The organism is Euzebya sp., assembly GCF_964222135.1.
Taxonomy (GTDB): domain Bacteria; phylum Actinomycetota; class Nitriliruptoria; order Euzebyales; family Euzebyaceae; genus Euzebya.
In genome coordinates this window covers 70449-96450 of sequence record NZ_CAXQBR010000051.1, presented here as the reverse complement: position 1 = coordinate 96450, position 26002 = coordinate 70449, and the positions used below count along the sequence as shown (strand labels likewise).

Here is a 26002-nt window from a genome sequence, read left to right as displayed (position 1 = left end):
CCCCCCCCCCCCCCCGCGACAGGTCGTGGTCGCCTAGCGGTCGGTCCAGGCCTCGGGGAACCCGGGCAGGTCCTCGCCGCCGAACTTCGCGTAGTGCAGGCTCGGCATGTCGGCGTTCGCCTCGAGGAACTCCCCCAGCTGGTCCTCGGTGATCGGCTCCTGGGGCAGGACCCATTCGCTCGGGACCTCCTCGCCGTCCCAGATCCGGACCGCGGCGATGACCGGCGTGCGCCACTGGAAGTTCGAGTAGACCGGGGCGATCGCGGTGATGCCCGTCTCCTCCCACTTGCGCAGGAAGCTCATCTCGTCCTCCCCGACCATCACGGGGTAGTCGACGCCGGCGTCCTCGAAGGCCTCGAGGGCCGCCACGGACCCGTCGCCGGCGTCCATCCAGATGCCGTCGACGTCGCCGCGCTGCAGGTACTGGGTGACGATGTCCTTGATCTGGGCGGCGTCACCGCCGGTGAACTCGTCGCCGAGGACCTCGAGGCCGGAGTCGGCGAAGATCTCCTGCGCCGCGGCCCAGCGGTTCTCGAGGACGTCGACGCCCGGGAGGATGCGGAGCGCGAGGACGGTGTCGCCCTCCTCCAGGTTCTCGACCAGGAACTCCGCGCCGTCGGCGCCGTACGCGTAGCCGCCGATGGGGTGGATGAAGGTGACCATGCAGTCGGTGTTGACGCCGCGGTCGAAGACGATGACCGGGACGCCGCTGGCGCAGGCCTCCTCGACGATCGGGGTGAGGGTGGCGGTGGTGGACGGCGAGATGATGATCGCGCCGCAGTCACCGGAGTCGATGAAGGACTGGATGTCGGAGATCTGCTGGTTGTCGTCGTCGGCGGCGTCCGCGACGCGGAACTCGCCGATCTCACCTGACTCCTGGAAGACCTCGACCTGCTGCTGCATCGTGATCCAGCCGGTCACGCGCCAGGGGTTCGAGATCGACGCGTTCGAGAAGCAGAGGGTCTGCCCGTCCTCCTCGACGGCGTACTCGGAGGTGTCCACCATCTCCGGGTCGATGGCCTGCAGCCACGGCTCGGCGGGGTCGCCCTCGGGCTCGACGTCGCGCTGGGCCAGCTGGCGCTCGTAGTCCTCGCGGACGAAGAACTCGCCCTCCTCGGCGCCGCCCTCGGCGGCCTCCTCCCCGCCCTCGGTGGCGGCGGGCTCCTCGTCCGCCGGCTCCTCGTCCGCCGGCTCCTCGTCGGCGGCCTCGGTCGCGGCGGCGTCCTCGCCGGCGTCTCCCGACTCCTCGGCGGGCTCGTCGGTCGTGCAGCCCGCGATCGCCATGGCCATGGCGATCAGGCAGGCGAGCAGCAGCTTCGGTGTCGGCTTCATCGTGGCTCCCTCATCGGTCGTTCGGTCGGTCGTGGGTCTGGTGGGTCCGCGGTCGCGCCGCCGGCGCCGGCATCGCCGCCGGAGTCGGTGTGCGGCTGGGCGTCGGTGCCGGGTGTGGCCGGTGACCGGACTGCGACCGGAGCGGGAGGTGTCGCGCGCGGCCCAGGCGACAGCGGCGATGATGATCACGCCCTGGAGGGCTGGGCGGGCCGTGGAGGGCAGCGCGAGCTGGGTGAAGAGGCGCTCGATCGCCTGGTAGGCGAGGGCACCGGCGATGGCGCCCATGACGGTCCCGCGGCCGCCGCCGAGGACCACGCCGCCGAGCACGACGGCCGTGATCGCGGTGAACTCGAGGCCCTGGCCGACCTGCGCGGTCACGCCGGCGAACCCGCCGATCAGGATCGCCGCGACGGTGGCCAGCAGGGACGACAGCACGAACGCGACGGTGCGGACCCGCCAGACCCGCACGCCGGCGAACGCGGCAGCGACGTCGTTGTCGCCGGTCGCGACCAGCGTCCGGCCGTACGGCGCGCGCATCAGCAGCGTCGCGAGCACGGCGATCACGAGCGCGATCAGCAGGGCGTAGGGCAGCTGGCGGAGGACCGGCATGTCGATGCCCTGTCGCCCCCACTGCCGGAAGCTCTCGCTGAGCGCACCGGTGGGCGCGCCCCCGGTCCACAGGCGCACCGCGCCGAACAGCACGAGCAGGGTGCCGAGGGTGGTGATGAACGACGGCACGCGCAGCAGGGTCGTGATCAGGCCGTTGACCAGTCCGACGAGCAGGCCGATGGCGAGCATCGCCGCGATCACCGACCAGGTCCGGCCCTCCACCCCGTCGATCATGCGCGCGGCGAACACGACCTGGGCCCCGACCAGCGCGCCGACGGACAGGTCGAGCTCGCCGGCGACGATGACCAGGTACTGCCCGACCGCCAGGACGACCAGGGGTGCGGCTGCCCGCAGGAACGCCATCAGCGACGGCGGTCGGGCGAACCCGGGGTTCAGGATCGTGATGACGACGAGCAGGACGACCAGCAGCGCGAAGACGGTCGCGGTCCCGGTGGTCAACCGGCTCAGCAGGCCGGCGGCACCACCCCGCTCGCGCAGCCCGGACGCGCTCACGCGGCCCCCTCCGACGAGGACGTCGCGGTGGCGTGCGCGCCGCGGACGGGGCGGCCTGCCCGCGTGAAGCGGTGGCGGGCGGCGCTCAGGTCGAGCTCGCGCCTGGCGTACAGCGCCACGGCGGTGATGATGATCACGCCTCGGAGCACGTCGCGGAAGAACGGGTCGACCTCGAGCAGGTTGAAGACCGTGTCGAGCGTGGCCAGGATCAGGACGCCGGCGACCGTGCCCGCCACGCCTCCCCTGCCGCCCATCAGCAGCGTGCCGCCGAGGACCACCGCCGCGATCGAGTCGAGGTCGTAGCCGGCGGAGTAGATCTGGGCGCCGACGCCGGTGGAGAACCGGGCGGCGAGCAGGAGCCCGGCGATGCCCACCGTGGCCGAGCACAGCACGTGGGCGGCGACCATCGTCCGGTCGGTGCGGATGCCCGACAGGCGGGCGGCCTCGTCGTTGCCGCCGATCGCGTACATGGCGTGGCCGACCCGCGTGCGGCGGAGCAGCAGGACCGCGGCGGCCGCGACGCCGAGCATCACGAACGTGGCCAGGGGCACGTAGGAGATGCGCGTGTACCCGAAGTCCTGGAAGGCCGCGGGGACGTCGCCGACCGGCCCGGCGTACCGGGTGTCGAGGTAGCCCTTGATGATGAGGCCCGTGCCGAGCGTCGTGATGAACGGGTTGACGTCCAGCTTCGCGATGACCAGGCCGTTGAACAGCCCGATGGCGGCGGACACGGCCAGGGCGGCCGCGATGCCCGGGACGATGCGCCCCGGGTCGCCGGCCATCGTCGTCGCGCCGACGATGCTCGCCAGCGCCGCGGTGTAGCCGACCGACAGGTCGAGGGAGCGGCACAGGATCACCAGCGTCTGGCCGATGGCGATGAACCCGAGCACGCTAGTGCGGCTGAGCAGGTTGACCACGTTGGCCTGGCCGAGGAGGTTCCGACCGTCGGCGGCGACGAGGGCGGTGCTGACGAGCACGACCGCGACGAACGCGAGCCAGATGATCGCGGTCGGCGACGTGCGCAGGCGGGAGGCGAGCGCCGGCCGGGTCGCGGTGCCGCTCACGCCGCCGCCTCCCCGGTGCCGGCGGCCAGCGCGAGCACGTCCTCCTCGGTCGCGTCGCGGCCGACCTCGCCGACCAGCCGGCCGTCGCGCATCACGACGATCCGGTCGGCCATCCCGAGCAGCTCGGGGAGCTCGGAGGAGATCAGCAGGACCCCGTCGCCCCCCGCGCAGCGCTCACGGACCAGGTCGTACACGGCCCGCTTGGCGCCGACGTCGATGCCGCGCGTGGGCTCGTCGAGGACCAGGACGGACGGCTCGGTGACGAGCCACTTGGTGAGGACGACCTTCTGCTGGTTGCCGCCGGAGAGGTACCGGACCTCCCGGTCGGCGCTGCTGGCCGTGAAGTTGAGGCTGTCGAGGACCCCCGGGATGGCCGCCGCCCGCTCGTCCGCCCGGCGAGGTGTGACCGCGTCGAGGACCAGGCGGGCGTTCGCCGTGACGCCCTGCTCGAGCGCCAGCCCCTCCGCCTTCCGGTCCTCGGTGACCAGGGCGATGCCGGCCGCGACGGCCTCCCGCGGCGACGTCGGCCGCACCTCGCGGTCCCGGACGCGCATGGTGCCGCGGAGGAGGGGGCGCATGCCGAAGATGGCGTGCGCCAGCTCGGTCCGGCCGCTGCCCTGGAGGCCGGCGACGCCGACCACCTCGCCGGCGTGCACGTCGAGGTCGATCCCGTCGACGTCGTGGTTCCCGGCACCGCGGAGGGAGAGGACCACCTCGTCGGCCGGGCCAGTGTCGCCGCGCTCGGGGAAGAAGGCGCTGAAGGAGCGGCCGACCATGTCGCGGACGATCCCCTCGGGGGTCGTGTCGGCGGTGTCGACGGTGTGGACCAGGTGGCCGTCCTTCAGGACGGTGATCCGGTCGGAGAGGTCGAAGATCTCGACGAGCCGGTGGGACACGTAGAGGATCGCGACGCCGCGCTCCTGCAGCGTGCGCACCAGCCGGTACAGCAGCTCGACCTCGGCGCCGGCCAGCGCCGCGGTCGGCTCGTCCATGCAGATGATGCGGGCGTCGAAGGACATCGCCTTCACGATCTCGACCACCTGCTGCTGGGCCACCGACAGCGAGGCCACCCGGCGGTGGGGTGCGAGCACGCCGCCATCGATCCCGAGGTCGGTCAGCAGCGCGGCGGTGTCGCGGCGCATCCGCGCGGTGTCGACCAGGCCGAGGCGACGGCGGGGCTCGCGGCCGAGGAAGACGTTCTCGGCGACGGTCCGCTCCGGCAGGAGGTTGAACTCCTGGTAGACCGTCGTGACGCCGGCCTGCTGGGCCTCCAGCGGGTGGTGGAAGCGGACGGGGCGCCCGTCGAGCTCGACGGTCCCCGCGTCGGGCTGGTGGACCCCGGCCAGGACCTTCATGAGGGTCGACTTGCCGGCGCCGTTCTCGCCCACCAGCGCGTGGACCTCCCCAGCCCGCACGTCCATGTCGACGCCGTGCAGGACGTCGACGCCGAAGAACGACTTGACGATGCCGGTCATGCGGACGAGGGGCGCGCCGGCCACCGCCGGGGTGCCTGCGCTCGGGGTGCCGGCGCTCACGGCCCGTCCACCGCCACCCAGGAGCCGTCGTCGGCGGCCGAGGCCACGACCGCGTCAACCACCCGGACCGAGCGGAGGCCGTCGGCGAAGGTGGGCAGGCCGTCGGGGACCTCGCCGGCGACGGCGAGGGCGGTGTCGCGGACGAAGGCGTCGAAGCAGTCCTGGTAGCCCTGGGCGTGCCCGCCGGGCAGGCGGCTGTACCGCGCCGCCGCGGCGGACAGGGACTCCGGGTCGCGCACGAGGACCTCCGAGGCGGACCGGCGGCCGTGCCACAGCTGCTCCGGCTGCTCCTGGTCGAACGTCAGCGTCCCCTCGGTGCCGGAGACCTCGAGCAGCAGCCGGTTCTTGCGGCCGGGGGAGACCTGGCTGATCACAGCCGTGCCGGGGAGGCCGCCGGTCGTGCGGACCTGCCGGGTGACGACGTCCTCGGTCGCGACGGGCCGGGCCCGGCCACCCCGCTGGGGCTGCACGGTCGCCATCTGCGCGCTGACGGCGGCGAGGCGGTCGCCGGTCAGGAACTCGAGCATGTCGCACCAGTGGGACCCGATGTCGGCGAACGCGCGGCTGGGACCGCCGAGGTCGGCGTCGACGCGCCAGTCGTCGTCCTCGGGCTGGGTGAGCCAGTCCTGCAGGTACGAGCCGTGGGCAAGGAGGACCCGGCCGATGCCCCCGCCGCGGATCCGTTCGCGGGCCTCGCGGGCCATCGGGTGGAAGCGGTAGACGAACGGGACGGTGCCGACGCGGCCGTGCCGCTCGAGGGCGGCCAGCATCTCGGCGGCCTGGTCGCTCGACGTGGCCAGGGGCTTCTCGCACACGACGTGCTTGCCGGCGTCGAGCGCGGCCATGGCGACCGGGTGGTGCAGGTGGTTCGGGGTGCAGACGTGGACGACGTCGACGTCATCGAGGTCCACGAGCTCCTCGACCCCGCCCACCGCGCGGCCGGCGCCGAGCTCGGCCGCGGCGCGCCGGGCGGACTCCGGCGAGCGGGCCGCGACGGCGGCGACGACCCCGCCGGCGACCACGATCGACCGGGCGTGGACGCGGCCCATGAACCCCCCGCCGACGATCCCCGCCCGGTACCCCGTCGCCCGCGGACCGTCGCCGCCGGGCGCATCGAGGGCGGAGGGGGTCGCGGTCGCCACGGGGTCCATGTGGCGAGTCTTGTGCACCCTTACGTCACATGTCAAGCAGAAGTCGGCAACCTGGCTGGAACAAGTCCGACACGGGATCGACGCGTTCAGCCTGCGGCGTCACCCCGGATCGCGGCGTCCACCGCGCTCGGGAGGAGGATCGACTCGATGATCATCACGGCGGCGCCGACCACGCCGGCGCGGTCGCCCAGCTCCGAGCACTCGACGGTCAGGTCGTGGGTGGCGAGGACGGTCGACCGCTCGTAGACGACCTCGCGCACGCCGGCCACCAGCTCGTTGGCGGCCAGCGCGACGTCGCCGCCCAGGATGATCGCCCCGGGGTTGAGCAGGTTGACGACGCCTGCCAGCACCTCGCCGATCTGGCGGCCGGCCGATCGGATCATGCGGATCGCGCGCGTGTCGCCGGCGAGCGCGGACTTCGCCACGTCGCGCCCGTCGACCACGGTCTCGCCCAGGCCGCGCAGCCGCTCGGCCAGCGCGCCGCCGCCGGCGATGGCCTCGAGGCAGCCCCGGTTGCCGCACCGGCAGACCACCTCGGTGGCGGTCGGCACCTGGACGTGGCCCATGTCCCCCGCGGCGCCGTGCTGGCCGCGGTAGATGTCGCCGTTCGCCACGATGCCGCTGCCGATGCCGGTGCCGACCTTGACGAACAGCATGTGGTCGATGCGGTCGCGCCAGCGGGTCCAGTACTCCCCGAGGGCCATGATGTTGACGTCGTTGTCCACCAGCACGGGCACGTCGAAGGTTGGGCGCAGCAGCGACGGGACCGCGACGCCGTCCCACCCCGGCATGATCGGTGGGCTGACGGCGCGGCCGGCGGAGTACTCCACCGGCCCCGGCAGACCCACCCCGATGCCCCGGACGTCCGCGTCCTGCCGTCCGACCTCCTCGAGGAGCTCGGAGAAGCGGTCCAGGACCCACCCCATGACCCGTTCGGGCCCCTCGGCGATGTCGAGCTCGCCGGCGGACTCGGCCAGCAGCCGACCAGACAGGTCGGCCACGGCGAAGCGGCTGTGCGTGACGTCGAGGTCGGCGACCAGCACGACGCCGGCGTCGGAGTTGAAGGCGAGCGTCTGCGGGGGGCGCCCGCCGCTGGACGGTGCCTCACCGGCCTCGTACAGGAAGTTCCCCGCCAGCAGCGCGTCGATGCGCTGGGTGATCGTCGACCGGGACATGCCGGTGAGGCGGGACAGCTCCGAGCGGGTCCGGGCGCGGCCGTCCCGGATCAGCGCGAGGACCTCCCCCGGGGTGTTGGCGGCGTTGTCTGGCATGCGTCCTCGAACCGGGTCGTGCGGAGCGGGCACTTCCGTCTGCTGGCCGACAGAAGTGTGGCGTCGAGCATACGTGGTGTCCGGGCGACGCCCGGAACGGAGGTCACCCGCCGCCCGGCACCGCCGGATCGCGCAGGAAGAGCATGCGGAGGGGGAGGTCCGCCGGGCGGTCCGCGGCGATCTCGAGCTCGAGGACGACCAGGCGCTCGTCCTGGCTGACGTCGGTCGAGCTGAACAGCTCGACGTAGGGCTGGCCGGACTGGGACGCGCTGCCGGTCAGCACCTCCGCCACACGGGCCACCTCGGCCGCGGCCGAAGCCTCGTCGGCCAGCCGCGCCGCGAGGAGCGCGGTGCGCGCGGGCTCCGCCTGGGACAGGGGGCACCACATCACCGGATCACCGGGCCCGAGGGCGATGTGGGCGCCGAGGCACTCCCGGTCGTCGGCGAGCTCGGCCAGGGCCAGCAGGCCCTCGTCGTCGGCGGCGCTGGCACCACCCCCGCGCAGCGCGTCGAGGGACTCGGGTGACCGCGCGACGCCGAGGACGCCGTCGGCCAGGGTCAGCCACAGCGGTTCGCCGATCGGCCTGGCGGGGGTCGTGTCCTCGAGGGACGGCGCGAACGGCTCGCCGCCGCCGACGGCCCAGAGGTCGTCATCCGGCTCGCCGATCGCGGCGGTCAGGTCGTCGGGGGTCACGTCGCCACCGGCCACCATCGTGACGGCGGGCGGGGCCGACACCTCGGCGTACCAGTCGAGGTCGATCGCCGACCACCCGACCTCCGCGGCGAACTCCGCGATCTGGGCCGCGCGCTCGGGGTGGGCGGTGGTGGGCAGCGGGATCACGACCTGGGACGGATCGCCGTCGGCGGTCGGGCCGCCGGAGATCGCGAGCAGGTAGGGGATCGCGGCCTCGTCGGCCGGGTCGCTCGGCGCGGTGACGCCGGCGAGCGCCGCGGCGCGGTCGAGGTCGCCGAGGACGACCTGGGCCTGGTCCTCCCCCACGGGTGGCAGCAGCGCCAGCCGCTCGGCGAAGGACGGCCGGTCGGTCGCGTCCGTCGCCTCCCCCGTCGACGGGTCGGTCGTCGCGGTGGGCGTCGCCGCCTCCGTCCCGTCGTCGACCGGGTCGGTCCCGCCGCAGGCCGCGGCGAGCACCGCCAGCACCAGCGCCATGACCGCCACCACCGCACGTCGGCCCACGCCGACCCCCTTCGTCCGAGTCGGGCGCCGTCGGTCGGCGCCGGACGCGTCAGCGTACGCGAGCCCCCCACCGACCCCACCCGCCGGCCCGGCGACGTCACCCACACGTCAGCGGTGCGCTGGGGGGGAGGTGCGATACTCCGCCTCCGGCCGCCGCATCCGGTGGTGGGTCGGAGGAGCAGCGGTGGACCATGGCGACTGATCTCGGGACCGAGGAGTTCGTCGATCTCGTCGAGATCGGCCGCGGCGGGTTCGGCATCGTGTACACCGCCCGCCAGCCGGCCTTCGACCGGACCGTCGCGATCAAGGTCCTGACCCTCAGCGACGAGCGCACCCTCCGCCGCTTCGACCGCGAGCGCCAGGCGCTCGGCAAGGTCTCCAACCACCCCCACATCACGCCGGTGTTCGCGTCGGGGTTCACCGCGGAGGGGATGCCGTACCTCGCGATGGAGCTGATGCGCGGCGGGTCCCTGGCCGACCGCCTCGACCGGCAGGGGGCGATGCCGTGGCAGGAGGTCCTGGACCTCGGCGTGAAGATGGCCGGAGCGCTCGAGACCGCGCACCGCTCGGGGATCCTGCACCGCGACCTGAAGCCCGCCAACATCCTGCTCAGCGACTTCGGCGAGCCGCGCCTGGCCGACTTCGGGATCGCCAGCCTCGACGACGGCGAGCAGACCAAGACCGGCATGATCACCGCCTCGGTCGCCTACGCGGCGCCGGAGGTGCTCGACGGGAAGCGACCCGAGGTGGCCGCCGACGTGTACGGGCTGGGGGCCACGCTGTTCACCCTCGTCGCGGGCGGCGCCCCGTTCGCCGCGGACGAGGACGAGTCGATCCTGGCCATGGTGCTCCGCGTCGCCCGCGACCCGGTCCCCGACCTGCGGCCGCGCGGCGTGCCCGGGGTGTTCGCGACCGCGCTCGAGACCGCGATGGCGAAGTCGCCGCGCGCCCGGTACCCGACCGCGGCGGCGGTCGGCGCCGCGCCGCGGGCCGCCCAGCGCGCGCTCGGCCTGGCGGAGACCCCGATGGTCCTCCCCCAGGCGCCGGGTGCCGAGCCGACGGCAGACGCCACGGTCACCTACGCCCGCCCGGGCGGGTTGCCCGTGTTCGACACCGACGGCGTCGCGCCGCCGGTCGCGGCGAGCGACCGGGCTGCGGACGGGGGGACGCCGGCCGTCGCCCCGGCTGGCCCAGCCGAGATCGGGCCGGTCACCGGCCAGGGTGGACCGCCGCCAGGTGCGACGACCCGGCGGTCACGCCGCGCCCCCGCGCTGCTGGCGCTGGTCGGGGTGCTGCTGGTCGTGGCGGTGGGCGCGGTCGTGGTCCTCGGGTCGGACGGGGACGACGGCGACGGCACCGAGCTGGCGGCCGGCGCGGCCGGGCCCGCACAGGACGAGGGGGCAGGTGACCCGGCGGCGGAGGACGGGCGGGCGGAGGACGGGCCGGCGGGGGGAACCCCCGCGGACACGGCCGCAGCCACCCCGGCCACCGACACCCCAGAGGTCGAGGGGGCGGACGCGGCCGGCGAGGGGTCCGACGGCGCGACGGGCATGCCGGCGCCGTCGGAGTGGCAGGCCGTCCGATCCATGCGGGTCGCGCGCCAGCAGATCCCCGCGGTGACCCTCCAGGGGACGATCTGGATCACCGGCGGGCTGACCGAGGACGGGGTCACCACGTCGGTGGAGGGGTACGAGCCGGCCACGAACAGCTGGCGGACCGGTCCGGACCTGCCCCTCCCCCTCCACCACCAGATGAGTGCGGTGTTCGGCGGCGAGGTGGTCGTGCTCGGCGGCTGGGCGCCCGAGGGCAGCCTGTTGTCGGCGATCACGAGCGACCAGGTGTTCGCCCTGCGCGGTGACGAGTGGGTCGAGCTGCCCCCGCTGCTGCAGCCCCGCGCCGCCGGCGCCGCCGCCACGGTCGGGGACCTGCTGGTCGTCACCGGCGGCCAGGACTCGGCCGGCGAGCTGATCGCCACGACCGAGGTGTTCGACGGCGAGTCCTGGCGCGAGGTGGCACCGCTCCCGACCCCCCGGGAGCACCTGGCCCTCGTCGCCGACGACCAGCACGTGTACGCCGTCGGCGGTCGGGAGCTGTCCTCGGACGCGAACCTGGCCACCCTCGAGCGCTACGACCCGGCCACCGACACCTGGGAGCCCCTCCCCGACATGCCGACCGCGCGCGGCGGTCTCGCCGCCGCGATGGTGGAGGGGACGCTCGTCGCGATCGGCGGCGAGCAGCCGCTCGGCGTCTTCGCCGAGGTGGAGGCCTACGACGTGGCTGCCGGGACCTGGACGGCCTGGCCGTCGCTGCCGATCGCCCGGCACGGCCTGGCCGCCAGCGCCTCGGCGGACTCGATCTTCACGATGGGCGGGGCGCTCGAGGCGACCCACGCCGCGCCGACCGCGGACGCCGAGGTGCTGGCGCTGCGCTGATCGCCCCTTGACCCGCGGCCGGCATCGCGGTGTCGTGTGCGCGTGGAGTACCGGTTGCTCGGCCCGACGGGCCTGCGCGTGTCCGAGGCGTTCCTCGGCACCATGACGTTCGGCGAGGGGTGGGGGTGGGGCGCACCGCCCGAGGAGTGCCGGGCGATGCTCGACGCCTACCTCGAGGCCGGCGGCAACGTGGTCGACACCGCGATCAACTACACCGACGGCGCGAGCGAGCGGATCGTCGGGGAGCTGCTCGAGGGCCGGCGCGACCGGGTCGTGCTGTCGACGAAGTACACGCTGTCGACCGATGGCGCGGACCCGAACGCGGCCGGGAACCACCGGATGAACCTGATCCGGTCCCTGGAGGAGAGCCTCCGCCGCCTCCGCACCGACCACGTCGACCTCTACTGGGTCCACATCTGGGATCCGCACACGCCGGTCGAGGAGACGATGCGGGCCCTCGACGACGCCGTCCGTGCGGGCAAGGTCCGCTACATCGGCCTCTCCGACACCCCGGCGTGGGTCGTCGCGCGGGCGCAGACCCTCGCGGAGTGGCGGGGCTGGACACCGCTCGCCGCCATCCAGGTCCCCTACAGCCTGATCCAGCGCGACGTGGAGCGGGAGCTGCTCGGCATGGCCGAGGGGCTGGGGCTGGGCGTGGCGACGTGGGGGGCGCTCGCCGGCGGGGTGCTGTCGGGGAAGTTCACCCGGCCGGAGGGGCCGGAGGGCTCGACCCGTGTCGATCCGTCGGGGCTGTCGGAGCGGGATCGCTCGGTCGCCCGGGCGGTGCAGGACGTGGCCGACGGGCTCGGCGTGTCCGCCGCACAGGTCGCCCTGGCGTGGGTGCGGTCCCGGTCGCCGCGGATCATCCCGATCCTCGGTGCCCGCCGGCTGGCGCAGCTGCAGGACAACCTGGCGGCCCTGGAGGTGGTGCTGGACGAGGGGGCGCTCGCCCGGTTGGAGGAGGCCGCCCCGATCGAGCTCGGCTTCCCCCTCGACTTCTTGGCCGAGACCGCCTCCTACGTCTACGGCGAGGCCGGCCGCCGCGTGCGGGGGCGGGCCGGCTGAGCTGCGTCCGGATCAGCCCGCCCCGACGGTCCGGTCGAGGAAGGTGAGGATGTCCCGGGTGACCTCGTCGCGGTTGGTCTCGTTCAGGACCTCGTGTCGCGCACCGGGGTAGAGGTGCACCTCGACGTCGGTGAGCCCCGCGTCGCGGTAGCGCTGCGCCAGCGCCTCCACCGCCGCGCCGCCCTGGGCGAGGGGGTCGGCATCGCCGGAGACGATGAGCAGGGGCAGGTCGTCGCGGACCGCCGCGATGCGGTCGGGGTCGGCGGCGGCGGCCAGGCTCGCGATGCCGGGCAGCGGCGGGGCCGCCCACCCGCATGCCGGGTCGGCGACGTAGGCGTCGACCTCGTCGGCGTCGCGGCTGAGCCACTCGAAGCCGGTGCGGTGCTCGAACGGCTCGTTGAAGGCGCTGAGGTCCGCCGGCTCGTCGGCGTCGAGCACCGGGACCAGCCAGCCGACCTCGGTGCTGCCGGACAGCACCACCGCGTCGACGTCAGCGGAGTGCTCGAGCAGGTGCTGCTGGGTCGCGAAGGACCCCATGCTGTGGCCGAGGATCGCGAGGGGCAGGTCGGGGTGGTCGGCGCGGATCCGCTCGGACAGCCGGCCGACGTCGTCGACCCAGCCCGGCCACCCGTCCTCTCCCCACACGCCGTAGGCGCCCTGGGCGGTCCGCCCCGAGCCGCGAGCATCGGGGGCGTACACGAGGTAGCCGGCGGCGGTCAGCGCCTGGGCGAGCCGGCGGTAGCGGGCGGCGTGCTCGGCGAGGCCGTGCTGGACCTGCACGACGGCCCGCGGGGTCCCATCTGGGGTCCAGACCCAGGTCTGGATCTCGATGCCGTCGCGGCTGGTGAAGGTGGTGGTCGACTCGTCCATGGCCGGACTCTGGCACCCCGCCCGGGTGGCCACAAGCCGGGTCGCGCCACGTGCCGCGGTGGACCGGCCGGTCTGGCGCGACGCGCCGGGCCGGTGCAGGATGCCCGCTCGTGGTGCTGGAACGCGTACGCACGCCCGGCGATGCCGGGGAGCGGGAGCAGCTGACCGGGTGGCTCGACCTCCAGCGCGCCGTCGCGCTGTGGAAGGCCGAGGGGCTGAGCGACGCCGACGCGCACCGGGCGCTCATCCCGAGCTCGCCGCTCATGACCGTCGCGGGCATCATCTCGCACCTGCGCTGGACCGAGCACCTCTGGTTCCGGGTGATGTTCCTCGGCGAGCCGGCGGACAGCCCGCCGTTCACCGCCGAGGACGGCGACATGCGCGTCGAGGGCGTTCCCCTCGCCGAGCTCGTGGAGGCGTACGTCCGCCAGTGCGCGGACTCCGACGCGATCATCGCCGCCCACGACCTCGACCAGCCCGGGCGCCACCCGGACTTCGAGAAGGCGCGCAGCACCCTCCGCTGGATGCTCCACCACATGGTGGAGGAGACCGCCCGCCACGCCGGGCACCTCGACCTGATCCGGGAGCTCCTGGACGGCCGGACCGGCTACTACTGATCGCTCCGGTACGGTCCGGTCCGTGGACCGGCGACCGCACGTGGGGACCCTGCGCGAGGGGCCGCTGCACGCGGCGTTGAAGCGCTGGTACGCCGAGGAGGGCGACTTGGTCGAGGAGCCGGTCGACGGGTTCGTGATCGACCTGGTCCGCGACGGGGTGCTGATCGAGATCCAGACCCGCGGGTTCGCGTCGATGGCGCGCAAGCTGGGGATGCTGCTCGCCGACCACCCGGTGCGCGTGGTCCACCCGATCGCGGTGGACCGGTGGATCGTGAAGGTCGACGACGACGGCGTGGTCACGTCGCGCCGGCGATCACCGAAGCACGGCGTGCCCGCCGACGTCTTCGGGGAGCTGGTCGGGGTCACGGCCCACTTGGCGCACCCGGGGTTGACCGTGGAGCTCGTCCTGACCCGGGAGGAGGAGCTGCGGCGCCACGAGCCGGGCCGGGCCTGGCGCCGTGGCGGCTGGGTGGTGCAGGAGCGCCGGCTGGTCGAGGTGGTGGATCGGGTGGTCGTCGGCGGTCCCGCGGGGTGGTCGTCGTTGCTCCCCGCGGACCTGCCCGATCCCTTCACCACCGCGGACCTGGCCGAGCAGCTGGGCCGGCCACGACGGCTGGGCCAGCAGATGGCCTACTGCCTGCGCCACGCCGGCGTGCTCGTGGCGGTCGGGAAGCGGGGCGGCGCCGTGCTGCACGCCGTGACGCGGTAGCGGTCCGCCGGAGGGGTGGCGGGACGGTCCCTCGTAGGGTCCCGCCTCTCTGCCGGGGTGTGTCATGTTCGTTGCGCAGACCGGAACGAAGGTGACGGACCTCCGTGGATCTGCCCCCTCAACCGCCGAGGTGTGTCATGTTCGTTGCGCAGACCGGAACGAACATGACAGGCCTCCATGTGTGGTGGTGACGGTCTACCCTCGTGCGGACCGTCGGTCGGTCCGTGCCGACCGCCGTGCGACGGAGGATGACGTGGGCGAGACGACCGCAGACGGGTTCACCGACGCCGAACGCGCCGCCATGAAGGCGCGCACCGAGGAGCTGCGGGCCGAGCGAGGCGGGAAGAAGAAGGCGGACGGCATGCAAGCGGTCCTGGACGCGATCGCGGAGATGCCCGACGCGGACCGGGTCATCGCCGAGCGGCTGCACGCCCTGGTGATCCGGGTCGCGCCCGACCTGCTGCCGCGGACGTGGTACGGCATGCCGGCCTACGCCCGGGGCAAGGAGATCCTCTGCTTCTTCCAGGGTGCCGACAAGTTCGACACCCGGTACGCCACGCTGGGGTTCAACGACGACGCCGCGCTGGACGACGGCGCCATGTGGCCGACCGCGTACGCGATCACCGAGTGGGACGACGGCGTGGAGGAACGCGTCGAGGCCCTCCTCCGCACCGCACTCGGCTAGAGGCGAGCCCAGCACACGGTCAGTGGCAGTCCACCCGCGCCGTGGCCGGCCGGGGGCGGGTCGTCGGGACCCACCCCTCCCCCGCGATCGACACCCGCCGCGCGACCGTGACGTCGTCGGACGACGTGCCGACCAGCAGCTCGACCTCACCCGGTTCGAGGACGTAGTCGAGGTCCGGGCCGGCGAAGCCGAGGGCGTCGACCGGCACCTCGAAGGTGACGGTGCAGCGCTCACCGGGATCGAGGGTCACCCGCTCGAACCCCTGGAGCTCGAGCACGGGACGGGTGATCGTGGCCACGGGGTCGCGGGAGTACAGCTGGACGACCTCGTCGGCCCGGCGGTCACCGACGTTCGCGAGCGACACCGCGACCTCGACGCGCTCGCCTGAGCAGACCGCCGTCGCCTGCCCCTCCCCCTCCGACGTGACGGGTTCCAGCTCGAAGCGGCTGTAGCTCAGCCCGAACCCGAAGGGGTGCAGCGGCTCGTTGGAGCAGTCGACGTACGCCCCCTTCCAGTGCGACCGCCCGCCGGACACCTTGTGCCCGTAGTACATCGGCAGCTGCCCGGAGGTGCGGGGGTAGCTGACGGGCAGCTTCCCCCCGGGGCTGAACGCGCCGGTCAGCGCCTCGGCCACCGCGATGCCGCCCCGCTCGCCGGGCAGCCACGCGTGCAGCACCGCGGCGGCGGCCTCGTGCACGGCCGGCGACCCCACCGGACGGCCGCCGACGATGACCAGCACGACCGGCGTGCCGGTCTCGGCGACCGCCAGCACCAGCTCCTCCTGGACCCCTGCGAGGGACAGCGAGGTGACGTCGCGGCTCTCGCCGCTGGTGCAGTCCGCCGTCAGGCCCGACCGTTCGCCGACCACCACGACCGCGACGTCCGCTGCAGCCGCCGCCTCCACCGCGGCGGGGATCTCCGACCGGTCGTCGGAGTTGACGTCGCAGCCGCGCACGTGGGTGATCGCGGCGTCCGGCAGCTGGGTCCGCAGCCCGTCGAGCACGGTCGAGATGTGGGACAGGTCGATCGTCTCGCCGACGTCGACGCCGTCCTGGACCGGCAGGGCGAGGACGTTCTCGCCGCTCTCGAGGAGGTCGAGGAGCGACTCGACGTGGGCGACGTAGCTGTAGTCGCCGAGCATGGCGCGGGCGTCGTCGGCGTTCGGGCCGATGACCGCGACCGATGCGGGGGAGGCGAGCGGCAGCACCCCGTCGTTGCGCAACAGGACCAGGCTGTCCCGCGCCATCGTGGCGGCCAGGTCGAGCTGGTCGGCGGTGCGCGTGACCTCCCCCACCGCGTCGACGTCCACGTACGGCGCGTCGAGCAGCCCGAGCGCGATCTTGGTCTCGAGGACCCGGCCGACCGCGCGGTCCACGACGGCCTGGTCCAGCTCGCCCCGCTCGATCGCCTCCTGCAGCGGCTTGGCGTAGCAGTCGGTGTTGGGCAGCTCGACGTCGATCCCGGCGGTGAGCGCCATCGCGGCGGCGCCGGCCTGGTCGGCGACGACGTGGTGGTAGCCCCGCAGCTGGTCGACCGCGAAGTAGTCGGCGACGACGGTGCCGGTGAAGCCCCAGTCGCCGCGGAGCACCTCGTCGAGCAGCCAGGCGTTGGCGCCGCAGGGGACGCCGTCGAGCTCGGAGTAGGCGTTCATGATCGACGCGAGGCCGGCGTGGCGGACCGCGTGCTCGAAGGGCCGGAGGTAGGTGTCGCGGAGCTCGCGAGGACCGATGTGCGGCGGCGCCCAGTTCATGCCGCCCTCCGACGCGCCGTAGCCGACGAAGTGCTTCGCCGTGGCCACGACGCCCTCGGCCAGGTCCGTGCCCTGCAGGCCCTCGACGAACGCCCCGCCCATCACCGCGACGAGGTGCGGGTCCTCGCCGTACGTCTCCTCCAGACGACCCCAGCGGGCGTCGCGGCAGATGTCGAGGACGGGCGAGAGGCCCTGGTGGGCGCCCATCGCCCGCATCTGCCGGCGGATCGCGTCGGCGGCGGCGTGGTTGTGCGCCGGCCGGAAGCTCGCGGCGACGCCGATGGCCTGCGGGAAGATCGTCGCCTCCCGGGCCATGAAGCCGGAGCAGATCTCCTCGTGGACGATCGCGGGCAGGCCGAGCCGGGTCTGCTCGCGGAGGTGGCGCTGGATGTCGTTGGCCATCTCCGCGGCCTCGCGCGCGGTGAGGCTCGACGCGCCGCTGATCCGCGTGACGTGGCCGAGCCCGGTGCTCAGGTGCTCGGTGACGCGATCCGGCACCAACCCGTCGGAGTCGGCGAGCTGGAAGATCCAGGCGCTTCCGAGCTGGCCGATCTTCTCCTCGAGCGTCATCCGCTGGAGGAGGTCGTCGACGCGCTCGGCGACCGGCCGGTCGGGGTCGGCGAAGGGCGCGTCGGCGTGGTCGGCGTAGCTCATCGGGTCACTCCTTGACTGCCCCGGCGGTGAGGCCGGAGACGATCTGGCGCTCGGCGACGGCGTAGAAGAGCAGCGCCGGCAGCATGGCCAGGGTGGTGTAGGCGAGCACGACCGCGAAGTCGGTCGAGTACTGGGCCGAGATGTTGTTCACCCCGATCGGCAACGTGTGCTGGCTCGTGTCGACCAGTACCAGGAGGGGCAGGAAGAACGCGTTCCAGCTGGTCACCAGCGTGAGGATTGCGACGGTGGACACGACGGGGCGGGACAGCGGCAGGACGACGTTGAAGTAGAAGCGGAAGGCACCGGCGCCATCGATCAGCGCGGCCTCCTGCAGCTCCCTGGGGATGGCCCGGAAGAACGGGCGCATGATGATGATCGCGATCGGCAGCCCGAACGCGGCCTGAGGCAGGGCCACGCCCATCGGGTTGCTGAGGAGGCCGACCTCGCGAAGGAGGATGAACAGCGGCAGGATCGCGACCGCGACCGGGAACAGCAGGCCGACGGTGAAGAGCCCGTACAGGGGCTCGCGTCCCCTGAAGGGGTAGCGGGCGATGACGAACGCCGCGAGCGACGACGCGGGCAGCACCAGCGCCGTCGTGACGAGGGCGATCAGCGTGCTGTTCCACACCTGCCGCCAGAACATCCCCGACGTGGCCAGGTCGGCGTAGTTGCTGAAGACCCAGGGATCGGGCAGGCCGACGGGCTCCGCGGTGAGCCGGGCGTTGGTGCTGAACCCACCCAGGATGGCGAAGGCGAGCGGGACCACGATGACCGCCATGACCACGAGGGCCACGACGTAGAGGAGGATGCGTCCGGAGTTGCGGCGCAGTCGCTCACGCACCGGCACCCACCCCCTCGATGTCACGAGCCAGCACCATGCGCTGGTAGAGGATCGCCACCACCAGCGACAGGACGAAGATGATGATCGACACCGCGCTCGCGTAGCCGAACAGACCTCGGCGGAACTGCTCGTACAGGAACGTCGCCATCGTCGAGGACGCGCCGATCGGACCGCCCCCTGTGGTCACCCAGACGAGGTCGAACAGCTGCAGCGCACCGATGACCGACAGGAACGCCGACACACGGATGGTCGGGCCGAGCAGGGGCAACGTCACGTAGCGGAAGGACTCCCAGGACGAGGCGCCGTCGATCGATGCCGCCTCCTGCAGGTCCTTCGGGATCCCCTGCAACCCCGCGAGCATCAGGATCATGTGCAGGCCGAAGTACTTCCAGGAGATGACGAAGAAGAGCGAGGTCAGGACGATGTCCGGGTCGGAGAGCCAGCCCTGGACCAGACCTCCGGCCCCCAACCCCTCCAAGGTCTGGTCGACCAGGCCGTCCGGGCGCAGGATCTGCCGCCAGACGACGCCGGTGACGACCTCGCTGAGCACGTACGGGGCGAAGAAGATCGTCCGCATGAGCGCGCGGCCGCGGATCCTCGAGTTGAGGATGACGGCCAGGCCGAGGGCGAAGGGCAGCTGGACCACCAGGGACACGACGACCACGAAGAGGTTGTGGCCGAGGGCGTCGCGGAACTGGTCCGAGCCCAGCGCGCGCTCGAAGTTCTCGAGGCCGACGAAGGTGTCGAGGGGTCCCAGCCCGTTCCAGTCGAAGAGGCTGTAGCGCATGCTCTGCACGATGGGGTAGAGCACGAACACGCCGTACAGCAGCAGCGCTGGCAGCAGGAACACCAAGATGGTGCCCCAGCTGGGCCGGTCCAGGCTCAGAGAGCCTGAACCGCGTCGCCCAGCTGGGGCAGACCGGGTGCGCATCACCCGCCGGCGACCGCCGTGATGGCCTCTGCGGCCTCTTCCGGCGTGACCTCACCGGCGAACAGGAGCGCCGTCTGGTCGTTGATCTCCGCCCCGACCTCGGGGCTGAAGAACTGGTCCAGGAAGAGCTGCATGAAGGTCGCCTCCTGGAGACCCGCGAGCACGTCCTGCATCGCCTCGTCCTCGACGGCGTCGAACGCCTCGGGGTTGACCGGAAGACCGGTGTTCTGAGCCCAGATCTCCTGGTTCTCCGTGTTGGTGATGAACCGCAGGAAGTCGACGGCCTCATCGGGGGCGTCGGCGCCCACCGCGAACCCGTCGACGCCACCGAGGGCCTCGGTCGCGGAGCCCGCGCCACCCTCGACGGACGGGAAGGGTGCCCAGCCGATGTTCCACGGAAGACCCTCCTCCGGGGTGACACCGAGCTGGCTGCGGAAGGTGCCCGGGGCCCACTGCCCCATCAGGTCCATGGCCGCGCCCTCCTGGGCCATGACGCCGGCCTCACCGTCGGGGGCGTCCCACGGTGCGCCGAGGAAGCCCTCCTGGAAGGGCTCGAGCGCGACCAGCTCGCCGACGAGCTCACCCGCGGTGATGACGTGGTCAGCGGTGAAGTCCTGCGTCTCGGCGATCTCCTCCATGGCCTCGCCGCCGCCGGCGCGGATCATGAGGTAGGAGTACCAGAAGTGCGCCGGCCACTTGTCCCCGGCGCCGACGGCGATCGGGGTGATCCCGGCGTCCTTCAGGGTCTGGACCTGCTCGAGCAGACCCTCCCAGGTGTCCGCCGGTGCGTCCAGGCCCGCCTCTTCGAAGAGGTCCTGGTTGTACCAGATGCCCACTACGCCGGCGTTGTAGGGGACGCCGTACTGGGCGCCGTCGATCTGGTGCAGCTCGACCGCCGCGGGGTTGAGGTCACCGATCCAGTCAGCGGTCAGGTCGGAGATGTCGCGGACCGCGCCGGCCTCGACCTGCTGGCGCAGCACGCCGCCACCCCAGGACTGGACGATGTCCGGGATGTCGCCGGCCTGCAGGTTGGTCTGGATGGCGGCCTTGAACGCCTCGTTCTCCATCACGTTGATGGTGATCGTGACGTTGGGGTTGTCCTCCATGTACTGGTCGGCCATGGCCTGCCAGTCGGACATCCCCGGGTCGGCGTTCTGGATGTGCCACCACTCGATCTCGACGGGCTCACCGTCCCCGCCGTCGTCGGTGGCGGCATCGTCGTCGCCAGCTGCGTCGTCGGCGGCGTCGTCACCGGCAGCCGCCGTATCGGCGGAGTCGGTCGCGTCGTCCTCCGCATCTCCGTCACCGCCGCCGCACGCGGCGACGGCCAGGGCCAGCACGGCGAGCAGCGCGAGCAGCCGCAGTCGGAAGGTACGTCCCTCTGTTGTCATGGCGATCCCTCTCTATCGACTCGGGTGGGGACTTCGGGGGGGCGCCGTCGACCCGCGGACCACGAGGTGCACGGGCAGCAGGCGGTGGATGGGCTCTGGGGTCTCGGCGCCGTCGAGGGCGCTCTGGGCGTCTCGGTCGATCAACTCGAGGAGGAGCTGGATGGCCTCGGACCCGAGCGCGCGGATCGACTGGTCGACGGTGGTGAGCGGCGGGTTGGTCATCAGCGTCTCGGGCACGTTGTCGAACCCGACGATCGAGAGGTCGCCGGGGACGTCGAGCCCGAGCTCGGCCGCAAGCCGAAGCACGTACATCGCCGAGCGGTCGTTGGCCGCGAAGATGCCGGTCGGGCGGTCGGGGAGGGCGAGGAGCCGGCGGGCGGGCGCTTCGGCACCGGCCTCGGTGAAGTCGCCGTGCTGGACGAGGTCCGGGTCGACGGGCCGGCCGGCGTCGGTGAGGGCGGCGCGGTAGCCGGCCTCGCGCTGGCGGGCTGACTCGAGGTCCGTGCGCCCGCCGAGGAACCCGATGCGCCGGTGCCCGAGCTCGATGAGGTGCTGGGTCGCCGCGACGGCCCCCTCGTGGTTCTCCGCGGCGACGGTCGGGAGGTGCGACGCGCCGACGTGGGGGTCGACGGCGACGACGGGGTGGTCGCTCGCGACGTCGACGACCGTCGGGGCGATCAGCAGGGAGCCGTCGACGAGCGTCCCGCCGAGGCGCGCGACCGACCGGCGCTCCCAGCCCTCGGCGTGCTCGGAGGTGGGGCAGAAGACGATCAGCTCGTAGCCGGAGTCCTGCAGGGTGTCCGAGACCGACTTCAGGATCTCGGTGCCGAACGGCTCGATGCGCGACATCAGCACGCCGATCACGCCGGTGCGCTCGCTGCGGAGGCTCTGGGCGACCAGGCTGGAGGCGTAGCCCATCTCGTCGATGACGCGCCGGACCTTCGCGGCGGTGGCTTCGGAGACGCCGTATCGACCGTTGACCACCCGCGAGACCGTCGCCACCGAGACGCCCGCGCGGGCCGCCACGTCGGCGATGGTCAACCGGCTCCTCAGCACCAGATCGGCTCCTGGCAAGGGGTCTGGAAACGATGTCGAGAACGATGTCGTAAACGTTTCCGAGGCAGTGTTCGCCCCCACCGGACGCCCGTCAAGGGTCAATTGTCGGTTGGCCCAACAAATTTCGCCCTGTGCCACCGGAGCGCTGGGATCGCGCAGAACCTCGCCGTCACGCGAGGCAGGCCCCGATCGCGCCTCACGTCGTCGCCGTGAGACGGACGCGCATGACGCCGTCAGCCCGCGAAGCCCGAGATCGCGCCGAACCTCGCCGTCAGCCGAGGTGGGCCCCGATCGCGCGGAACCTCGCACCGACGGCGAAGTGGGGTTCCGGTGGCGGGCCCTGAGGGATTCGAACCCCCGGCCTTCTGTTCCGTAGACAGACGCTCTATCCAGCTGAGCTAAGGGCCCCGGGTGGGCTCGTCAGAGTAGCGGAGCCCGACGGCGTCGGCCACCCCGCCGGTCCCCCTGGTGGCGGCGCGGCTCCACGCTTGCCGGGGGTCTGTCGGGTTCGTTGCGCAGAACGGAACGAAGGCGACACACCTCCGGCCGTTCGAGCCCGTCCAGCTGAAGGCCTGTCAGGTTCGTTGCGCACACCGAGACGAAGGCGACAGACCACCTTGGGTGTGGGTGGTGGTGCCCACCTGGGGTGTGGGCGGTGCGATGACCACGCCCCCCTCCCCGGACCGTGATGTCCGATCCCCGCCAGAGCCCAGCATGTGGGGGTGCGACACTCACCCCATGCTCGACCACACCGACTTCGAGGCCTGCTACACGGCGGTCGCCTCACGCGACCGGCGCTTCGACGGGCGCTTCGTCACCGGTGTGCTGACGACGGGGATCTTCTGCCGGCCGTCCTGCCCGGCCCGCACCCCGTTGGCCCGCAACGTCCGGTTCTTCCCCACCCCGGCCGCCGCCCAGCAGGTCGGTCTGCGCGCCTGCCGCCGGTGCCGGCCCGAGCTCGCCCCCGACGCCGCCGGCGCGGATCCCGCCCGGGAGCTGGCGACCCGCGCCCTCAGGCTGATCGACGACGGCGCTGCCGACGAGGGCGTCGAGGCGCTGGCCGGCCGGCTGTACGTCAGCCCGCGGCACCTGCAGCGGATCCTCGTCGACACCTACGGGGCCGGACCGGCCGCGCTCGGCCGGATGCGGCGCACCCGGATCGCGCGGCTGCTCGTCGACCAGACGGACCTCCCGCTGGGCCGGGTGGCGTTCGCCGCCGGGTTCGGGAGCGTCCGGCAGTTCAACGACGCGTTCCGCGACGCCTTCGGGACCAGTCCCTCCGCGGTCCGGCGTGGCCGGACGGGGCCGGTCGCCGCCGGGATGACCGTCACCCTCCCGGTGCGCACGCCGTTCGACGCGACGGGGGTCCTGTCCTGGGCGGCCCTCCACGCCGTCCCGTCCCGCGACGAGGTCACCCCCCACCACTGGATCCGCCACGGCGACACCGGCACCACCGCGCTGGCGCCCACCTTCGACGGCGTCCGGGTGACCGTCGACGCCGACGCGGTGACCGACCTGCGCCCGGCGGTCGCGCTCGCCCGCCCGGTCTTCGACGTCGACGCCGACATCGAGGCGATCACGGCGGCGCTGGGCGGGGACCCGGTCCTCGGCCCGCTCGTCGCCGAGCGTCCCGGCGTGCGGATCCCCGGCGCCCCCCACCCCTTCGAGGGGGCGGTCAGGGTCGTCGTCGGCCAGCAGGTGTCGGCGAAGGGCGCCACCACGCTGATGAGCCGGCTGGCGGCGCTCACCGACCGGCCCGGTCTGCCCCACGCCGACCAGCTGGCCGACGCGGACCTCGAGGCCGCCGTCGGCCTCACCCGGCAGCGCGCCGGGGCCGTCCGCGCCCTGGCCCGGGCGGTCGTGGACGGGCTCGACCTGTCACCCGGCGCCGCGCCCGACGAGACCGTGGACGCGCTGCGCGCCCTGCCCGGCATCGGCCCGTGGACCGCCGCGACCATCGCGCTCGTGGTGCTCCGCCAGCCCGATGCGTGGCCGACCGGCGACCTGGCGCTGCGACGCGCGCTCGAGGGCCTGACCGGACGATCCACCAGCAGCGCCGACCTGGACGCTCGCGCCCGGGACTGGCGGCCCTGGCGGGGGTACGCGGCGCTCCACCTCTGGCACCACCACCTCCAGACCCCGACCCAGCCCCCGACCCGAACCGAGACCCCCACCTCCACCCCGACCCGAACCGAGACCCCCACCCCCACCACGACCGACCGACCGGCCCGCCCACCCCTCACCCTGGGAGCCTGACGTGCACACCCTCACCCTCGACACGCCCGGCGGTCAGCTCACCGCGATCGCCGACGACGACCACACCGTGCTGGCCGCCGGGTTCTGCGACGCCGCGGAGCTGGCCGCGCGACTGGGCCTGCCCGCCCCTCCCCCACCCCACGCCGGCCCGAGCCCGGCCGGGGACGCGGTCGCGGCCTACGTCGCCGGGGACCTCGGCGCGCTCGACCGCGTGCACACCCGCCAGGCGGGCACGGACTTCCAGCAGGCCGTGTGGTCGGCGCTCCGCGCGATCCCCCCCGGGGAGACGGCCTCCTACGCCGAGATCGCCGCGGCGATCGGGCGCCCCCAGGCCACCCGGGCGGTCGGCAGCGCGTGCGGCCGCAACCTGATCGCCCCGTTCGTGCCGTGCCACCGGGCGGTGCGCACCGACGGTTCGCTCGGCGGCTACGCCTACGGGTTGGCGGTCAAGGGCTGGTTGCTCTCGCTCGAGTCGGGGCAGGGTGGCCGGGATGAAGCCCGTGCACCGGCAGCGCGCAGCGCTGTGTGACCTGCTCGAGTCCCTGACCGATGAGCAGTGGCAGGCCGAGACGATGTGCGACGGCTGGGATGCCGGCGACATCGCCGCCCACCTCCTCGTCCGCGAGCGCGAGCCGTGGGCAGCCGGCGGCATCCTGATCAAGCCGCTCGCCTCCCTGACCGAGTCGCGGATGCGGTCGCGGACGCGCGACGGGCGCGCGGCGATGATCGCGGACCTGCGCAAGGGCCCGCCGCCGTGGTTCGCCTACGGGCCGCTCGCCCGCGCGCAGGTGGCGGAGGACTACATCCACACCGAGGACGTCCGGCGCGGGGGCGCGGCGGCCCTCACCCCGCGGCTCGAGCCGGACGACGGCACCGGCGACGAGATCATCGCCGACATCCTGTGGGAGTCGGTGAGCCGGTTCGCGGTGCTGACCTTCGGGCGCGTCCGCGCGGACGGCGTCCTCGCGCTGACCGACGGCTCCACGTCGCGCGCCTACACCCTCGGCGGGAAGATCGCGCACCGCGCCGGTGATGCCCGGCCTGATGAGACGGTGACCGTGCACGGGCCGGTGGGCGACCTGCTGCTGTACACGACCGGCCGGGTCGGAGCCCGGGTCAGCGCCGAGGGACCCCAGCACCTCATCGACGCGATCGAGGCCAGCCACCAGCGGGTGTGACCACGAGCGGCCCTCAGGCCGTGCCGGCCTCCTGCACCCGGCCCGTCGCCCAGGTGGTGTCGAGGAACCGGATGATCTCATCGGTCAGCCGCTCCGGCCGGACGCGCAGCTCGGCGAGGGATCGGGCGGTCAGCATCGTCGCGGCGGGCATCTGCCGGGCCAGCCGCGCCGCGTCGTCCAGGGGGTGCAGCGGGTCGCCGCTGTGACCGATGACGAGGGTGGGGGCGGTGATGGCAGCGCGCGCCTCCTCCGTCGGCCCGAGCGCCCCCATCAGCAGTCCGTGGAGGACCGCGGTGATCTCGCGGGGGTGCATCGACGCCGCGTCCATGAACGAGTCGATCGCATCGATGCGGGTGCGCGGCAGCCGACCCATCAGCCTGGTCCCGAGCCGGGCGACCGGACCGCCGTAGTGCATGCCGAGCAGGACGGGCACGAAGAGCATCGCGGCGAAGGGGGCGGCGTGCTCGAGGACGGGCATCTCGAGGAGCAGGCCCTGCACGCGGTCGGGGTCGGTCACGGCCGCGGTCAGCGCGACCGCGGCGCCGAGGGACACGCCGCCGAGCACCGCCCGCTCCAACCCGAGGTGGTCGAGCAGGGCCACCGCCTGCTCGGCGTACAGCCCCACCCGGTGCGCGCTCGCGCGGCGCGGCCGGTCCGAGCGGCCGTGGCCGAGCAGGTCGAGCAGGACCACCCGGTGCCCGGCCCGGGCGATCGCGCGGGCGAGGGCGCGGTTGATCCCGGCGTCGAGGAGCAGGCCGTGGACGAGGACGACGACCTGCGGGCCGTCGCCGTGGACCTCGTAGGCGAGCACGTGGCCCTGGTGGATGAAGGTGTCGGGCTGCATCGCCGTCAGCCTGCCACAACCTGACCCGGGTCAGTCTGTGGCACGCTCACGCC

General features: G+C 73.5%; 21 protein-coding genes, 1 tRNA gene and 1 pseudogene. 8 read left to right on the top strand and 15 right to left on the bottom strand.

The window, feature by feature from the left end; translation table 11 throughout:
* Positions 1-33 precede the first annotated feature (33 nt).
* The 7 genes and pseudogenes from ACEQ2X_RS12080 to ACEQ2X_RS12050 form a co-directional block, all read right to left on the bottom strand.
* On the bottom strand, positions 34-1332 hold the full coding sequence (locus ACEQ2X_RS12080; RefSeq protein ID WP_370326065.1) for a substrate-binding domain-containing protein: 1299 nt from the start codon (positions 1330-1332) through the stop codon (positions 34-36).
* Positions 1333-1485: 153 nt separating this feature from the next.
* Positions 1486-2439 (bottom strand): annotated as a pseudogene (locus ACEQ2X_RS12075) (ABC transporter permease); the annotation flags it as partial.
* Between the two features lie 11 nt (positions 2440-2450).
* Positions 2451-3518, bottom strand: coding sequence for an ABC transporter permease (locus ACEQ2X_RS12070; RefSeq protein ID WP_370326058.1), 1068 nt, complete (start codon positions 3516-3518; stop codon positions 2451-2453).
* The gene (locus ACEQ2X_RS12065; RefSeq protein ID WP_370326057.1) at positions 3515-5053 is read right to left on the bottom strand and encodes a sugar ABC transporter ATP-binding protein; all 1539 of its coding nucleotides are present in this window, start codon (positions 5051-5053) and stop codon (positions 3515-3517) included. The genes ACEQ2X_RS12070 and ACEQ2X_RS12065 overlap by 4 nt, the downstream gene beginning before the upstream one ends.
* Entirely contained in the window at positions 5050-6204 is a 1155-nt protein-coding gene (locus tag ACEQ2X_RS12060; RefSeq protein WP_370326056.1) for a Gfo/Idh/MocA family protein, read from the bottom strand. Before ACEQ2X_RS12060 ends, ACEQ2X_RS12065 begins: the two co-directional genes overlap by 4 nt.
* Positions 6205-6290: 86 nt before the next feature.
* Positions 6291-7475 carry an ROK family transcriptional regulator gene (locus ACEQ2X_RS12055; RefSeq protein WP_370326055.1) on the bottom strand — a complete coding sequence of 395 codons (1185 nt, stop codon included), beginning with the start codon at positions 7473-7475 and terminating at the stop codon, positions 6291-6293.
* 103 nt (positions 7476-7578) lie between these two features.
* Positions 7579-8670, bottom strand: coding sequence for a hypothetical protein (locus ACEQ2X_RS12050; protein WP_370326054.1), 1092 nt, complete (start codon positions 8668-8670; stop codon positions 7579-7581).
* Positions 8671-8861: 191 nt separating this feature from the next.
* Between ACEQ2X_RS12050 and ACEQ2X_RS12045 the strand changes: the two genes are divergently transcribed.
* Positions 8862-11102: a protein kinase gene (locus tag ACEQ2X_RS12045; protein ID WP_370326053.1), complete on the top strand. Its 2241-nt coding sequence runs from the start codon at positions 8862-8864 to the stop codon at positions 11100-11102.
* A 42-nt stretch (positions 11103-11144) separates the two neighbouring features.
* Positions 11145-12167 carry an aldo/keto reductase gene (locus ACEQ2X_RS12040; RefSeq protein ID WP_370326052.1) on the top strand — a complete coding sequence of 341 codons (1023 nt, stop codon included), beginning with the start codon at positions 11145-11147 and terminating at the stop codon, positions 12165-12167.
* A gap of 12 nt (positions 12168-12179) precedes the next feature.
* Here the strand turns inward: ACEQ2X_RS12040 and ACEQ2X_RS12035 are convergent, their stop codons facing one another.
* Entirely contained in the window at positions 12180-13037 is an 858-nt protein-coding gene (locus ACEQ2X_RS12035) for an alpha/beta hydrolase (RefSeq protein ID WP_370326051.1), read from the bottom strand.
* Positions 13038-13147: 110 nt separating this feature from the next.
* Here ACEQ2X_RS12035 and ACEQ2X_RS12030 point away from each other — a divergent pair, with 110 nt between their 5' ends.
* The 3 genes from ACEQ2X_RS12030 to ACEQ2X_RS12020 all read left to right on the top strand — a co-directional run bounded on the left by ACEQ2X_RS12030 (position 13148) and on the right by ACEQ2X_RS12020 (position 15048).
* Positions 13148-13654: a DinB family protein gene (locus tag ACEQ2X_RS12030; protein ID WP_370326050.1), complete on the top strand. Its 507-nt coding sequence runs from the start codon at positions 13148-13150 to the stop codon at positions 13652-13654.
* A gap of 22 nt (positions 13655-13676) precedes the next feature.
* Positions 13677-14363: a hypothetical protein gene (locus ACEQ2X_RS12025; protein WP_370326049.1), complete on the top strand. Its 687-nt coding sequence runs from the start codon at positions 13677-13679 to the stop codon at positions 14361-14363.
* A gap of 301 nt (positions 14364-14664) precedes the next feature.
* Complete coding sequence (locus tag ACEQ2X_RS12020) at positions 14665-15048, top strand: iron chaperone (protein ID WP_370326064.1); 384 nt, start codon at positions 14665-14667, stop codon at positions 15046-15048.
* A gap of 19 nt (positions 15049-15067) precedes the next feature.
* Here ACEQ2X_RS12020 and ACEQ2X_RS12015 read toward each other — a convergent pair whose 3' ends face one another.
* From ACEQ2X_RS12015 to ACEQ2X_RS11990, 6 genes are all read right to left on the bottom strand, one after another.
* Positions 15068-17452 (bottom strand): glycoside hydrolase family 3 N-terminal domain-containing protein, encoded by a 2385-nt coding sequence (locus tag ACEQ2X_RS12015; protein ID WP_370326048.1) that lies wholly within the window; start codon positions 17450-17452, stop codon positions 15068-15070.
* 4 nt (positions 17453-17456) lie between these two features.
* Positions 17457-18293 (bottom strand): carbohydrate ABC transporter permease, encoded by an 837-nt coding sequence (locus tag ACEQ2X_RS12010; protein WP_370326047.1) that lies wholly within the window; start codon positions 18291-18293, stop codon positions 17457-17459.
* Positions 18286-19143, bottom strand: a complete 858-nt coding sequence (locus tag ACEQ2X_RS12005) for a carbohydrate ABC transporter permease (protein WP_370326046.1) — start codon at positions 19141-19143, stop codon at positions 18286-18288. Before ACEQ2X_RS12005 ends, ACEQ2X_RS12010 begins: the two co-directional genes overlap by 8 nt.
* 80 nt (positions 19144-19223) lie before the next feature.
* Positions 19224-20615, bottom strand: a complete 1392-nt coding sequence (locus ACEQ2X_RS12000; RefSeq protein ID WP_370326045.1) for an extracellular solute-binding protein — start codon at positions 20613-20615, stop codon at positions 19224-19226.
* Between the two features lie 12 nt (positions 20616-20627).
* Positions 20628-21671, bottom strand: a complete 1044-nt coding sequence (locus ACEQ2X_RS11995; protein WP_370326044.1) for a LacI family DNA-binding transcriptional regulator — start codon at positions 21669-21671, stop codon at positions 20628-20630.
* A gap of 331 nt (positions 21672-22002) precedes the next feature.
* Positions 22003-22079 (bottom strand) — tRNA-Arg (locus tag ACEQ2X_RS11990).
* A gap of 330 nt (positions 22080-22409) precedes the next feature.
* Between ACEQ2X_RS11990 and ACEQ2X_RS11985 the strand changes: the two genes are divergently transcribed.
* From ACEQ2X_RS11985 to ACEQ2X_RS11975, 3 genes are read left to right on the top strand one after another with little or no spacing between them, the layout of a single operon-like run.
* The gene (locus tag ACEQ2X_RS11985; protein WP_370326043.1) at positions 22410-23927 is read left to right on the top strand and encodes an Ada metal-binding domain-containing protein; all 1518 of its coding nucleotides are present in this window, start codon (positions 22410-22412) and stop codon (positions 23925-23927) included.
* A 1-nt stretch (position 23928) separates the two neighbouring features.
* Positions 23929-24456, top strand: a complete 528-nt coding sequence (locus ACEQ2X_RS11980; RefSeq protein WP_370326042.1) for a methylated-DNA--[protein]-cysteine S-methyltransferase — start codon at positions 23929-23931, stop codon at positions 24454-24456.
* A complete protein-coding gene (locus ACEQ2X_RS11975; protein ID WP_370326041.1) occupies positions 24419-25105 on the top strand; it encodes a maleylpyruvate isomerase family mycothiol-dependent enzyme in 687 nt (228 codons plus the stop codon). Before ACEQ2X_RS11980 ends, ACEQ2X_RS11975 begins: the two co-directional genes overlap by 38 nt.
* 13 nt (positions 25106-25118) lie before the next feature.
* Here ACEQ2X_RS11975 and ACEQ2X_RS11970 read toward each other — a convergent pair whose 3' ends face one another.
* Positions 25119-25949, bottom strand: a complete 831-nt coding sequence (locus ACEQ2X_RS11970) for an alpha/beta fold hydrolase (RefSeq protein ID WP_370326040.1) — start codon at positions 25947-25949, stop codon at positions 25119-25121.
* Positions 25950-26002 lie beyond the last annotated feature (53 nt).

Bases quoted from the DNA above. Each gene is read 5' to 3' on its own strand.
- ACEQ2X_RS12080 (WP_370326065.1), bottom strand. From the start codon at position 1,332: ATGAAGCCGACACCGAAGCTGCTGCTCGCCTGCCTGATCGCCATGGCC.
- ACEQ2X_RS12060 (WP_370326056.1), bottom strand. From the start codon at position 6,204: ATGGACCCCGTGGCGACCGCGACCCCCTCCGCCCTCGATGCGCCCGGC.
- ACEQ2X_RS12055 (WP_370326055.1), bottom strand. From the start codon at position 7,475: ATGCCAGACAACGCCGCCAACACCCCGGGGGAGGTCCTCGCGCTGATC.
- ACEQ2X_RS12045 (WP_370326053.1), top strand. From the start codon at position 8,862: ATGGCGACTGATCTCGGGACCGAGGAGTTCGTCGATCTCGTCGAGATC.
- ACEQ2X_RS12035 (WP_370326051.1), bottom strand. From the start codon at position 13,037: ATGGACGAGTCGACCACCACCTTCACCAGCCGCGACGGCATCGAGATC.
- ACEQ2X_RS12020 (WP_370326064.1), top strand. From the start codon at position 14,665: ATGAAGGCGCGCACCGAGGAGCTGCGGGCCGAGCGAGGCGGGAAGAAG.
- ACEQ2X_RS12015 (WP_370326048.1), bottom strand. From the start codon at position 17,452: ATGAGCTACGCCGACCACGCCGACGCGCCCTTCGCCGACCCCGACCGG.
- ACEQ2X_RS12000 (WP_370326045.1), bottom strand. From the start codon at position 20,615: ATGACAACAGAGGGACGTACCTTCCGACTGCGGCTGCTCGCGCTGCTC.
- ACEQ2X_RS11985 (WP_370326043.1), top strand. From the start codon at position 22,410: ATGCTCGACCACACCGACTTCGAGGCCTGCTACACGGCGGTCGCCTCA.
- ACEQ2X_RS11975 (WP_370326041.1), top strand. From the start codon at position 24,419: ATGAAGCCCGTGCACCGGCAGCGCGCAGCGCTGTGTGACCTGCTCGAG.
- ACEQ2X_RS11970 (WP_370326040.1), bottom strand. From the start codon at position 25,949: ATGCAGCCCGACACCTTCATCCACCAGGGCCACGTGCTCGCCTACGAG.